The organism is Streptomyces sp. NPDC047042 (assembly GCF_040644035.1).
Taxonomy (GTDB): Bacteria; Actinomycetota; Actinomycetes; order Streptomycetales; family Streptomycetaceae; genus Streptomyces.
Map to the genome: position 1 here is coordinate 298,001 of NZ_JBEYVP010000007.1, position 11,699 is coordinate 309,699.

Annotated in this window: 10 protein-coding genes and 1 pseudogene; 5 read left to right on the forward strand and 6 right to left on the reverse strand. The window is 68.8% G+C overall.

Going from position 1 to position 11,699, the window contains the following annotated elements; all coding sequences use genetic code 11:
* Positions 1–64: 64 nt before the first annotated feature.
* Both ABZ855_RS10570 and ABZ855_RS10575 read left to right on the forward strand, forming a co-directional pair.
* Complete coding sequence (locus tag ABZ855_RS10570) at positions 65–649, forward strand: TetR family transcriptional regulator (protein ID WP_360804120.1); 585 nt, start codon at positions 65–67, stop codon at positions 647–649.
* Positions 650–820: 171 nt separating this feature from the next.
* Positions 821–1,273 (forward strand): DUF5707 domain-containing protein, encoded by a 453-nt coding sequence (locus ABZ855_RS10575; RefSeq protein WP_360804123.1) that lies wholly within the window; start codon positions 821–823, stop codon positions 1,271–1,273.
* Between the two features lie 89 nt (positions 1,274–1,362).
* Here ABZ855_RS10575 and ABZ855_RS10580 read toward each other — a convergent pair.
* The 3 genes and pseudogenes from ABZ855_RS10580 to rutA form a co-directional block, all read right to left on the reverse strand.
* Positions 1,363–2,001 (reverse strand): annotated as a pseudogene (locus ABZ855_RS10580) (ATP-grasp domain-containing protein); the annotation flags it as partial.
* A gap of 130 nt (positions 2,002–2,131) precedes the next feature.
* The gene (locus ABZ855_RS10585; protein WP_360804126.1) at positions 2,132–2,824 is read right to left on the reverse strand and encodes an isochorismatase family protein; all 693 of its coding nucleotides are present in this window, start codon (positions 2,822–2,824) and stop codon (positions 2,132–2,134) included.
* On the reverse strand, positions 2,821–3,903 hold the full coding sequence (rutA, locus tag ABZ855_RS10590) for a pyrimidine utilization protein A (RefSeq protein WP_360804129.1): 1,083 nt from the start codon (positions 3,901–3,903) through the stop codon (positions 2,821–2,823). Before rutA ends, ABZ855_RS10585 begins: the two co-directional genes overlap by 4 nt.
* Before the next feature lie 258 nt (positions 3,904–4,161).
* On the opposite strand from rutA, the gene ABZ855_RS10595 reads away from it, so the two are divergent.
* Positions 4,162–7,134, forward strand: a complete 2,973-nt coding sequence (locus tag ABZ855_RS10595; protein ID WP_360804132.1) for a SpoIIE family protein phosphatase — start codon at positions 4,162–4,164, stop codon at positions 7,132–7,134.
* A gap of 116 nt (positions 7,135–7,250) precedes the next feature.
* Here the strand turns inward: ABZ855_RS10595 and ABZ855_RS10600 are convergent, their stop codons facing one another.
* Complete coding sequence (locus tag ABZ855_RS10600) at positions 7,251–8,126, reverse strand: calcium-binding protein (RefSeq protein ID WP_360804136.1); 876 nt, start codon at positions 8,124–8,126, stop codon at positions 7,251–7,253.
* Positions 8,127–8,387: 261 nt separating this feature from the next.
* Between ABZ855_RS10600 and ABZ855_RS10605 the strand changes: the two genes are divergently transcribed.
* Positions 8,388–9,521: a hypothetical protein gene (locus ABZ855_RS10605; RefSeq protein ID WP_360804138.1), complete on the forward strand. Its 1,134-nt coding sequence runs from the start codon at positions 8,388–8,390 to the stop codon at positions 9,519–9,521.
* An 82-nt stretch (positions 9,522–9,603) separates the two neighbouring features.
* On the opposite strand, the gene ABZ855_RS10610 is transcribed toward ABZ855_RS10605, so the two are convergent.
* Complete coding sequence (locus tag ABZ855_RS10610; protein ID WP_360804142.1) at positions 9,604–10,020, reverse strand: hypothetical protein; 417 nt, start codon at positions 10,018–10,020, stop codon at positions 9,604–9,606.
* Between the two features lie 466 nt (positions 10,021–10,486).
* Here ABZ855_RS10610 and ABZ855_RS10615 point away from each other — a divergent pair, with 466 nt between their 5' ends.
* Positions 10,487–10,645 carry a hypothetical protein gene (locus ABZ855_RS10615; RefSeq protein ID WP_360804145.1) on the forward strand — a complete coding sequence of 53 codons (159 nt, stop codon included), beginning with the start codon at positions 10,487–10,489 and terminating at the stop codon, positions 10,643–10,645.
* 587 nt (positions 10,646–11,232) lie between these two features.
* Here ABZ855_RS10615 and ABZ855_RS10620 read toward each other — a convergent pair.
* Positions 11,233–11,475 carry a transposase gene (locus ABZ855_RS10620; RefSeq protein ID WP_360804216.1) on the reverse strand — a complete coding sequence of 81 codons (243 nt, stop codon included), beginning with the start codon at positions 11,473–11,475 and terminating at the stop codon, positions 11,233–11,235.
* Between the last annotated feature and the right edge of the window lie 224 nt (positions 11,476–11,699).

An 11,699-nucleotide genomic window follows, 5' to 3' on the forward strand; every position in this document is an offset into this window, starting at 1 on the left:
GTCCGCTTCGGCGACGATACGGACCCGGGGTCCGTTTATCAACCTGGGCAACCGGAGGACACGTATGCCCGAGCGCAAGCCCCGTGAGGACGCCGTCCGTAACCGGGAGGCCGTTCTGGCGGCCGCCGATGTCCTCTTCGCGCGTTCGGAAGGGGCCGAGGACGTCACGATGGCCGAGGTCGCGGCCGCCGCCGGGGTCGGCAAGGGAACCCTCTTTCGCGCCTTCGGCGACCGCGCCGGGCTGCTCCGCGCCCTGTACGAAGCGCGGCTCGAACCGATCAGGGAGGCCGTCGAAAGCGGACCGCCACCCCTGGGGCCCACCACTCCGCCACGGCTGCGCGTGCCCGCCCTGCTCGACGCCCTCCTGTGCTTCAAGCTCGACAACCGCCGGCTCGCGCTGGCCCTGGAGGAGAGCGGCAGCGGCAGCCCGTACGAGGCGGAGCACTATGGCCGCTGGCACGGCCTGCTCCGGGGCGTACTGGACGAGATCCCAGGTCTGACCGACAACGACTTCACCGCCCACACCCTGCTCGCGGCGGTCCGCGCCGATCTCGTCGAGCACCTGGCCGGACGGGAGGGCGTGCCAAGGGAGAGGATGCGCGCACAGCTGGCGAACCTCACCGCGAGGGTCCTGGGCTCCGCCGCGTGAAGGCCTACCCGAGTGCCTGACTGAGTGCGTTCCTGGGTGCCTGACAGCCTCTACTCAGCACGGAGTTGAGTACGTGCGCTCATACCCCACGGCCCGCCGCGCGGCCAGGATTGGCGCAACGGCGCAGCCAACAGCGCCAGGCCGACCAGCCGAATCTCAGGGGGAAATCTCATGTCGCGTCGTATCGTTCTGGCCGTTGCTTCCGGTGTCGTCGTTCTCGGTGGTGCCGGGGCCTTCGCCCTCGCCTACGCCGGTGAGCAGCCTCCCTCCGTGGCGCACAGCGCCGCCCGTTACACGGCCCCCGCCGGTGACCGCGACGGCTCGCTGACCTTCACCACCGACGTCACGGCGTCCTCCGGCGTCAAGGACGTCAAGGTCCTGGCCTGGCCGGCGAACTCGCCCTTCGCCAAGAAGGGGATCACGGCCAAGGACATGGCCTCCGTGGAGTCGGCCAAGTGCAAGCCGTCCGGCGGCGACACCGTGCGCTGCGTCTACACGGTTCCCGTCACCGGGGCCGACGCGGAGTCGTCCCCGCGTGGCGCGTGGCACGTCGCGGTCCTGGCCACCTCGAAGGACGGCGACTCGAAGCTGCTGACGAAGGCGGCGGACTTCAACGTCGCCTGAACCGCCGCCGCGCCCCGCACGAACCGTTCGTCCTCCCGGCCGACCCACCCCCGGGGCCCCGCCGCCCGCAGTACGACGTCGAGGACTCCCTCGACCCGGGCCGCGTAACTGTGCGAGAACCAGGGCATGTTGGCCTCCACCACGGCCCACTGCTCGTGCCCTCCCCGGTCGGGATCCTGGACGAGGCCGATGTCGACGGTGATCGCGCTCGGCAGGGTGTGCCCCTGCCCGGTGAGGAGGCGGTCCGCGAAGCGGAGTACGTCCGGCTCGTGCACGTCCCCGTCGAGGGGCGCGGGATCGAGCCGCCCGTACACCGCGTACCGGCTGCCCGCCGTCACCCGTCCGTCGAGTACGAACAGGCGGTACTCGACGGCGAACGTGACGATGTCCGACACCAGCACGGGCGTGTCCGGGCCCACGCCGTCGCCCGTACGGGGAAGCCGCGAACCGTCGGCGTACACCGCCGCCGGGAACGACTTGGCGCTGGGCGGCTTGGCGAACACCGGGTGCCCGATCCGCCACGCCTCCGCGAGTGTCGTCAGTCGTACGCGCCGGCCCGTGAACTCCTCCGGCAGCACCGCGAGCCAGTCGTCGGAGGGCTCCAGCAGGGCGAGGTCGAGCACACCGGCGACCCGCTGGTCGTACGCGAGCGGTCCCCCGTACCAGTGCACCGCCTCGGCGGCCGAACGACTCGGGGCGCCTGCCTCGGCGAGCGACCGGACCGTCATCCCCCGGCCGGCCGCCGCCTCCGCGAGCAGCACCGTCGTACTCGTCCGCTGCCCCGAGGTCAGGAACACCGGCGCCCGCCCGTCCCCGTTCACCGCGTCTCCCTCCCCTGCCAACCTCTGCCAACCCCTGCTAGATCGCGCCCGGGGACAGGTACTCCGTCACCCGGCCCACCCCCCAAACCTCACCGATCTTGTGCCGGATGTCGAACAGGTTTGCCGCGTGGACGCCCGCGTCCCGGTCGCCGACCGCCTCCTCGACGACCACCGGGACGAACCCGTGCTGCATGGCGTCCAGCGCCGTGGCCCGTACGCAGCCGCTGGTCGTCAGGCCCGCGATGAGGAGGGTGTCGATGCCGTGGGAGGTGAGATACGTGGACAGGGCGGTGCCGAAGAAGGCGCTCGGGTACTGCTTCGTCACCGTCAGTTCGTCGGCGGCCGGGGCCAGGCCCTCGATGAACTCCGCGTACGGGCTGCCCTCGGCGAACACCCGCAGGCTCGGCACCTTGCGGTAGAAGACGCCTCCGTCGCGGCCGTCGGGGCGCAGCACCACGCGCGTCACGATGACCGGGATCCCGGCCCGGCGGGCGAGGGAGAGCAGCCCTCGCATCGCCTCGGCGGCGCCCTCCGCGCCCGCCCCCGCGTAGAGGGGACAGGCGGGATCGACGTACGCCCGGGCCGGGTCCACGAGGAGCAGGGCGGGGGCGGTGCCGGGGCTCAACTGCCCGCCGAGACCGGCGCGTTCGTAGTCCTCCTCGGCCCGGTCCTGCTCGCCACGAGCGTCCTCGGCCCGATCCTCCCCGGCACCACCGCCCGCTGGGCTCACTCCGAACTCCCCCTCCCCGCCCGGGACTTCATCAGCGGCTGGATGCGGGTCCCGAAGTCCTCCAGGCCCTCCAGGAAGTCGTCGAAGACCAGCATGATGCCCTTGGTGCCGGCCACCCCGGCGACCTCGTCGAGCATCCGCGCCACGCTCTCGTACGAGCCGACCAGCGTGCCCATGTTGAAGTTGACCGCGCCCTCCGGCAGCGCGATCGTGCGGGCCGTCGAGGTGCCCGTGGACGTCGTGTCCGCCTCCGTCTCGCCGGCCATGTAGGCGAGCGCCGCGCGGTCGGCGTTGTCGTGGTAGTCCTGCCACTTGGCCTGGGCCTTTTCGTCGGTCTCGGCCGAGATGATCATGAATAGGGAGAGGGCTCCCACGTCTCTTCCGGTCCGCTGCGCCTCCTCCGCCAGCGTCGCCGTGCTGCCGGACAGCGCGGTCGGGGTGTTGACCCCGCTGCCCAGGATGAAGTTGTACTCGGCGTGCTCTGCGGCGAACTTCATGCCGGTGCCGCTCTGGCCGGCGGCGACGATGTCGATGTGCCCGTTCGCCGGGCGCGGGGAGAGGACGCAGTCGTCCATCTCGTAGAACTCGCCCTTGAAGTTGCTGACGCCGTCGCGCCACAGGTCCTTCATCACGGTGACGTACTCGACGGCGCGCGCGTAGCGGTTGCCGAAGTGGTCGTCGCCGGGCCACAGGCCCATCTGGGCGTACTCGCCGGGGGCCCAGCCGGTCACGATGTTGATGCCGAAGCGGCCGGGGGCGATCGAGTCGACGGTGACCGCCATCCGGGCGACGATCGCCGGGGGCAGGGCCAGGATGGGGGTGGACGCGTAGAGCTTGATGCGGTCCGTGACCGCCGCCAGGCCCGCCATCAGGGTGAAGGACTCCAGGTTGTGGTCCCAGAACTCCGTCTCGCCGCCGAATCCCTTCAGCTTGATCATGGAGAGCGCGAAGTCCAGGTCATGGGCCTCCGCCTTCTGCACGATCGCCTTGTTGAGCTCGAAGCTCGGCATGTACTGGGGCGAACTCTTCGAGATCAGCCAGCCGTTGTTGCCGATGGGGATGAAAACGCCGATGTCCATGCCACTCCTCGGAGAGATCCTCTGGACGGAACCTCAGATATGAAGTCCTCGACAGTCAGTTACGTTCAAAGCTCAACTGTCCTTCAACGCACGGTACATGGCGGCCATGACGGCCGTATGACACACAACCCGCCCCGAACACCCGCAGGTTGACCGCCTGTCGACCGCCCCCGCAGGCGGGTGAAGGTGGCCAGAGGTGATCGTGAGTTTCCTGCAAAGTGTCGCTTGAAGTGCCATTCGAACGGTAAAACTTCAAGTATGAACGCACGGCTGGCACTGCTCGGCTCGGTTGATCACGGAGTCGCCGAGAGCGAGGTCTTCCGCCTGGCTCTCCAGCACTCGGTGGCCGAGTTGGGCGCGCTCGGGGGAACGATTCATCTCCGGGGCCCGATGTCGGCCCTGCGCCTGGTGTCGGCCACCGGATTACCCACCGCGCTGACCGGACCGTGGGAGATCATCGACCAGGAGGGCCCGCTGGCCCCCGCCCGCGCCCTGTACGAGGGCAACCACGCAGGCCGGGGCGTGTGGATACCCGGGGTGGCGGACGACAGCGTCGACCCCACCGTGCCCATCTGCCCCTCCAGCGCTCCCATCCCCGGCAGCGGACTCGCCGCCGTGCCCGTCATCCGCGACGAACGCAGCATCGGCGCCCTCACCGTCATCACCGGCGACCACGGTGAACCGACCTCCGCCCACTGGGAGTTCCTGCGGGAGGTCGTCGCCTGGACCGAGGAACGCATGGAACAGGCGCCCCTGCCCGCCGGTCCCGTGCACTCGGAGATGAGCGGCGACCGGCTGCGCCAGGCACTGAAGGAGGTCCGGGTCGGCTCCTGGGACTGGCACATCGCCACCGGTGAACTGATCTGGGACGAAGCCGCGATGGAGCTGTACGGCACCCGCCCCGAGGAGTACACCGCCCGCGTCGAGAACTGGATGCGCTGCGTCCACCCCGACGACCTGGGCCCCACCCTCGCGCTCGTCGACCGGGCGATCCGCGGCCACTCGGTGTTCGAGGCCGAGTACCGCGTACGGGGCCTGGACGGCACGTACGGCTGGCACCAGGCGCGCGGCCGGGCGACGTACGACGAGAACGGCGAGCCCCTGCGCCTGATCGGCATGGGCTGGGACAGCAACGAGAAGCGCACCGCCCGGGACGCGCTCGGCCGCGCCCTGCGGCACATGAGCGACGGCTTCCTCGCGGTCGACGACAACTGGCGGATCACCTACGCCAACCTCGAGGCCGAACGCACCCTCGGCCTCTCCGAGGAGGAACTGTTCGGACGCGTCCTGTGGGACCTGCCGACCGTACGGCAGCTGCCCGGTCTGGAAAGACGCTGCCGGAAGGCCGCCGCCGAGGACAGACCGGCCGGATTCGACATACGCGTGCCCGGCACCGGACGCCGCTACCACCTGCGGCTGGTGCCGGGCCCCGACGGCCGCACCCTCTACTTCCAGGACGTCACCGAGAAGCGGCGGCACGAGGAGGAGCGGCGGGCCGCCGAACGCGCCGCGTCCGAACGTGCCGCCCGCATAGCGGAGTTGACCGCCGCCCTCGCCAAGGCGACGACCTCGCGGGACGTCGTCGACGCGGTCGGCCGGCGCGTCATGCCGCCGGTCGCCGCCGCCGGCCTGATCGTCCAGACCATCGAGGACGACCACCTCTACACCGTCGGAGCCATCGGCTACACGGACGAGTTCCTCGCCAGGATCGACAACAGCCAACTGACGCACGGCTGGCCCAGCTTCGATGCGATCAGCACCGAGACCCCCGTGTTCTTCTCGTCCCCGGAGGAGTTCGTCGCCCACTATCCCGACCTGGCCGACCTGCCCGAGCTCAGCGGCAAACAGGCGTGGGCGTTCCTGCCGCTGACCGTGTCCGGCCGCACCTTCGGAGTCTGCTCGGTCAGCTGGGACCGCCCGCGCGGCCACACCGAGGAGGAGCGCACCCTCCTCACCACGATCAGCGCCCTCGTCGCCCAGGCCCTGGACCGGGCCCGCCTCTACGACGCCGAGTACAGCCGCTCCCGCGAACTCCAACGGGGCTTGCTGCCACGCGAGTTGCCCGACCTGCCGGCCTGTACGGCCGCCGCCCGCTACCTCCCCGCCGCCCAGGGCATGGGCGTCGGCGGCGACTGGTACGACATCATCCCGCTCTCCGGCGGCCAGGTCGCCCTCGTCGTCGGCGACGTCATGGGCCACGGCCTGCCCCAGGCGGCGACCATGGGCCGGCTGCGCACCGCCGTCCACACGCTCGCCGACCTCGAGCTGCCCCCCGACGAGATCATGAGCCACCTCAACGACATCGTCGGCAACATGGGCGAGGAGTCGTACGCCACCTGCCTGTACGCCCTCTACGACTCGATCACCCAGACCTGCTCCATCACCCGGGCGGGCCATCCCCCGCCGGCGGTCGTCCACCCCGACGGCACGGTGTACTTCCCGGCCCTGACCGCGGACCCACCACTCGGCGCGGCCGAACCCCCTTTCGAGACAGTCGAGTTGCGGATCCCGGAAGGCAGCCTGCTGGTCCTCTACACGGACGGCCTGGTCGAGTCGTCGAAACGGGAGATCGACGAGGGCATGGGGCAACTGGCCCGTCTCCTTCGGGGCGCGTACGAAGCCGGCACGGAAGGCGACCTCGAGGCCCTCTGCGACACGCTCACCACGGGCCTCCTCCCCGCCGAGCAGCCGAGCGCGGACGACGCGGCTCTCCTCGTCGCCCGCCTGCACGCGCTCACCGGCGACCGGGTCGCCTCCTGGCCCCTCCCCGAGGACCCGAGAGCGGCAGGCCAGGCCCGCCGCCACGTCCGCGAACAACTCTCGGCGTGGGGCCTCGACGACCTCACTCCGACCACGGAACTCCTGGCCAGCGAACTGGTCGGCAACGTCGTACGACACGCCAAGGGCCCCGTCCAACTCCGCCTCCTGCACGGCGCGGAACTGATCTGCGAGGTCTTCGACGGCAGCCTGACGATGCCGCGCATCCGCCGGGCGACGGAGACGGACGAGGGCGGCAGGGGCCTGCAACTGATCACCGCGCTGTCACAACGCTGGGGGACGCGGTACACCCCCACGGGGAAGTGCATCTGGACGGAACAGGCACTGCACGCTCCTCCGGAGGGCGGGAGGGGTGGTGACGGTGTGGCGGAGGACGCGCTGGAGTTGATGTTCCTCGGCCCGGGGGAGTTCGAGGACATCGCGGAGTTGAGGGGGCTGGGGGATCTGGGCTGAGGGGGCCCCTGAGGGCGCACCCCTGAGGGCGCAGCCCTAAGGGGCGCGGGGAACTGCGCGACCAACCCCCTCCGGCCCGCACTAAAGGATCATGGGGCCGGAGAGGAGAGGGGGAGCTAGTTCTGGTAAACCCTGTCGGTTCCGGGCCCGCCCGAGAGGGTGTCTCGCCCCGGGCCACCGTAAAGCGTGTCGTTGCCGCTGTTGCCGTAGATCGTGTCGTTGCCCTTCTCCCCGTACAACCGGTCGTTCCCCCTGCCGCCACGGAGAAGGTCGTTACCCCCCTTCCCGTACACCACGTCGTTGCCGTCCCCACCATCGAGAAGGTCGTAATCCCCGGGAACCCTGTTGTCCACGCCGATGATCTTGTCGTTCCCGGCCTCGCCCCAGCACGCGCCCCCGCAGCCGGTCATGACGTCGTTCCCGGCGCCGCCGCGCGCTCCGTTGCCAAATTGGCCGTCTCCGCCGACCGTGCGGTCGTTCCCGTCCTGCCCGTAGAGCGTCGACGCACTGTTGCCGTACAGAGTGTCGTTGCCCTTGCCCCCGAAGATCGTGACGTAGACGTCGTTGGCGGCGGGGATCGTCACGGTGTCATTGCCGTCGCCCAGATCGATGTAGTACATGTCGGTGAAGTCGGTTCCCACCGGGATGTGGACGGCACAGCGGGCGACCGTGCGATCCGCCGGCGAGGGATACACGCACTCGTAGTCCTCCGCCGCGCTGGGGGCGATGGTGATGGGGGCGCGGTCGCGGAAGGTGAGGATGTAGTAGGCGTCGTTCCCGCCGTCGCGGGACTCGAACACGCTCGTGACGGACAGCCGGCTCACCTGGCCGGGGTTGCCCACGTACCGGAGGTCGTTGGCCGCGTCGACGAGCGTACCCGCGCTCGGCGTGGCCGCCTGGGCGGTCGAAGCGGTGAGCGCGGCCGCGCCGAGGGCGCAGGTGAGGGCGAGAGCGGTGGTTGTGGCGGTGGCGATCTTTCGGTGTGTACGCATGCCGAACAGCCCCTTCGCGGGTGTGGTGCCGTGGGTTCTGATTACCCGTTAGACAGCGGACCGGGGGCTTGGGTTGTACCGAAAATCCGATTTCACGACCAATCACACCGGAATGATCAAGAATCACGGGGAATTACAACGAATCACGGGGAATCGCGCTGAATCACGGGTTCCGCAGCGAACCCGCACCCCCGTTCGACCCTCTGTAGAAGAAGGGGGAGGAGGAACGAGCGGAAGGGACCGGAAGAGAACGTGCCGGGCATGGGCCAGCGGACGCACCTCGTACTGCTCACCGCCTGGACGATCCTGTGGTTCGCCCTGGTCGAGCCGCACGGCGGCTTCTCCTGGCACTATCTGCGCACCGGCGGGGAGCTGATCTACGAGCGCCCGGGCAGCCCCGACGGCGGACTGAACCTCTACGCCCACCACCCCGAACTCCAGATGGGCCCCGTCAGCTTCCTCGCGGCGGGCCTGCTGAACCCTTTCCCCGAGCACGTCAGCCAGTTCCTGGCAGCCGCCGCGATGTCTCTCCTCGGCTTGGTGATCCTGGTGGTGGCCGGCCGCAGCGCCGCCCAGTACTTCCTGGGCACCGGCACCAACCACCAGCGGCTGCGCCAACGCGTACTGATCGCGGGCCTCGCCTTCATCCCGATGTGGATCGAGGTCGCGGTCCGCTTCGGCCACCTCGACGATGTCCTGGCCCTCTTCTTCACGGCTCTGGCGGTACGTTCCCTCACCCGCGGCGACGCGGCGACGACCGGCATCCTCCTCGCCCTCGCCGTCGACTCGAAGCCGACGGCAGTCGCCTTCCTCCCGCTCCTGCTCGCCCTGCCGAGACACCAGTGGCTGAGGGCGGGCCTGTGGTGCGTGGGCCTGGTCGCGATCGTCTGGCTTCCCTTCTTCCTGGGCGCCCCGCACTCGTTCGCAGCCGCCGAGTTCGTCATCCCCAACCAGCCGGCGTCCGCCCTGCGCCGCCTCGGGGTGGGCGACCCGGTGACCCCACCCTGGGTACGCCCCGCGCAGGCCGTCGCGGGAGTGGCCCTGGGCTGCGTGGCGGTGTGGCGCGGACGCTGGCCGGCGGTCGTCCTGATCGGCGCCAACGTCCGCATAGCCCTGGACCCCAGCGTCTACACGTACTACACGGCGTCGGTCCTGCTGGGCACCCTGCTGTGGGACGTAGTCGGCCAACGCCGCCTGGTGCCATGGTGGAGCTGGATAGCCCTGATCAGCCTGTACGGCAGCGTCTTCGCGGTCCAGGACGACGCGGCGCGCGGTTCGGTCCGCCTGGGCTTCGTGGCGGTGTCGACGGCGTACGTGCTGTTCTGGCCGGTACGGGATCGGCGGCGCAGGCGGTCGGTGGTTGCGCCGGGGGCGGCGCCTCAGGTCGCCGGCTGATTCGAGGCCCGGCGACTCTGGGGCTTCGGCGGGGAGAAGGCAACTGCCGTCCAGGTGTGGGCGCGGTCGCGCGGGCCGGGGTTCAGGTGATGAATACCAGCACAACCCACATGACGATGGAGAGAGAGGGCAACCCGTAGACGATGCAGGGCAGTGCGCTGAGACCACGCTGTCGGCACGTGCGGTCTGTTTCAGCGAAGTCTGGAAGCCGAGCAGCTACTCGGCGTTGCAAAGAGAGATCGTAGAGCAGGTGGCGGTGGCCAACGTAAAGCCAAGTGAGGGTGAGCGCGATGCCAAAAGCGCACATGACTCTGGCGGCATTTTCTCGCCCACTTGCACTGGCCGTCGCACTGTAGGCCACAGCAAGGAGTGATTGTGCGAGGAGGAACAGATTCCCCCGCTGGAAAAGCATGCTGTCTTCGTGGATTTTGTGCGCCCACAATCGTTCATTGATCGCAGCACGTTCCGCGGGGTCCTCGTCAGGAGCTGCATCTGCCATGCCGAGGGTGCTACCCGGCGACTTTCGGAACTAACGCTTCCAGCGTAGTTACCTGCTAGATGCACTTGGCCTGTGAATGCGCGCGGAACCCGTCAACCCGCCTAATTATTTTATTGAACTTTATCCTCTCTTGACGCAAGGGCACAAAACTGCGCTACAGCCCCTGCATTATCTCGTCCCCCTGTACGCTAAAAGGCGGCCCCAGCAGCCACCCGCGAGCGCTCCCGGGCCGTCGTCCTCGGGGGTTGTGGCTGTGCAGCGGCGCAGCGCGTCATCATGAGGCATGGGGATTGATCTGGAGCTGCACTCGTCACGTCCGGCACGCAACAACTGGCGCAAGTCCCGCGCAACACTCCTGCGGAGCTCTTTCGGGCATGGTGACGCGCTGGCCGATGCACTCGGCTCGCTCCAATTCCGCGGAGTATCGGGGAGGCTCACAGCCGTCGATCCGTACGGGGACACGCTGATGAACGAGCAGGAGGCCGCGGCCGCCCTCCATGAGATCCACAACTTGAGGCGGAGTTGCACTGTCGAGCGTCACCTCGCGGCGCTGGACGATCTCACGGCGATGCTGGAACAGTGCGCGGCTACCCCAGGCAGCTACTTGTGGTTCGCGGGCGACTAAGCTCCCGCCAGCTTGCCGTCCGTGTCCAACTGTGTGACAACGTCGAAGGACAGCGGCGGACAACGGCGCCCATCTGCCGACCATCGCGAACAGGTGAGAGGCATGCCGCTCCAAGGCCAGCCGCCCACCCGAGTTGCTTCGGGACGAAGAGGTCGTGGGTCAATTCCACCCCCCACTCAGAAGTACTACGTCGGAGCCACCTAGACCACACGATCATCGCCGTCGTAGACGCTGTTGAGCGGCTACGGTGGGAGCGGTACGTCAAGCAGCGTCTGCCGGGGGCGAACTGCAAGGTGGCGACAGAGCTTGGGGGGCGGGGTGCAGCCGGACGACGGACTAGGTGTCGGTCTCAGCCCAAGGGAAGTGGCCGCCCTCCTGCTGGACAAGATTCGTCAGGGCAACGGCTATGCCCGCGGCAAGAAAAAGCGGTTCGGTCGAAGCGCCTCGGCCATCAAGGTGGCGACACTTGTACTGTCCGCTGCATCCACCGTCATCCTGGGCCTGCAGAATCTCAACGCGTGGGCTGGTCTGGCCTTGGCGTGCATGGCATTGGTTACGTTGCTAGGAGCCGTTGAGCCGTTCTTTACTCAGGTTGAATTGGCGATGTCCGGTTCGTCGATCAACTCGTCGAGGCTCAGACCAGTGGTCGGTAAGCAGCCGGCGATCAGGTGCGGCCGGTACTGGATCTTCTTCAGCTTCCGCTTGATGACCCGGGTCAGGTGTGTAAGGTCGGCGGCGGCGAAGTCGGCCAGTGCCCTCTTGAGCAGGCTCCAGATGCCTTCCTGCGGATTGAGTTCTGGCGCGTACGGCGGCAGGTGGAAGATGGCCAGCCAGTCCTTGTGCTCCGATTAGAAGTCGAAGAGCTCCTGCTGCAGGTGCACATTGAGGTTGTCTCACACCCAGACCACCGGGGTGCCGAGTTGCAGGTGCACCATGCGGATGAAGTCCCGGTAGTCGCGCCAGGTGAAGGTCTTCGGCTCGCCCCTGCGGCCGCGGTGGACGTGCAGCTTGTAGAACATCCGCGGACGGTGCCCGGGCCGGAAGCACACCGCGC

Excerpts from the sequence above, each read along its gene's own strand:
- ABZ855_RS10570 (WP_360804120.1), top strand. The coding sequence starts at position 65 with ATGCCCGAGCGCAAGCCCCGTGAGGACGCCGTCCGTAACCGGGAGGCC.
- ABZ855_RS10575 (WP_360804123.1), top strand. The coding sequence starts at position 821 with ATGTCGCGTCGTATCGTTCTGGCCGTTGCTTCCGGTGTCGTCGTTCTC.
- rutA (WP_360804129.1), bottom strand. The coding sequence starts at position 3,903 with ATGGACATCGGCGTTTTCATCCCCATCGGCAACAACGGCTGGCTGATC.
- ABZ855_RS10595 (WP_360804132.1), top strand. The coding sequence starts at position 4,162 with ATGAACGCACGGCTGGCACTGCTCGGCTCGGTTGATCACGGAGTCGCC.
- ABZ855_RS10600 (WP_360804136.1), bottom strand. The coding sequence starts at position 8,126 with ATGCGTACACACCGAAAGATCGCCACCGCCACAACCACCGCTCTCGCC.
- ABZ855_RS10605 (WP_360804138.1), top strand. The coding sequence starts at position 8,388 with ATGGGCCAGCGGACGCACCTCGTACTGCTCACCGCCTGGACGATCCTG.
- ABZ855_RS10610 (WP_360804142.1), bottom strand. The coding sequence starts at position 10,020 with ATGGCAGATGCAGCTCCTGACGAGGACCCCGCGGAACGTGCTGCGATC.
- ABZ855_RS10615 (WP_360804145.1), top strand. The coding sequence starts at position 10,487 with ATGAACGAGCAGGAGGCCGCGGCCGCCCTCCATGAGATCCACAACTTG.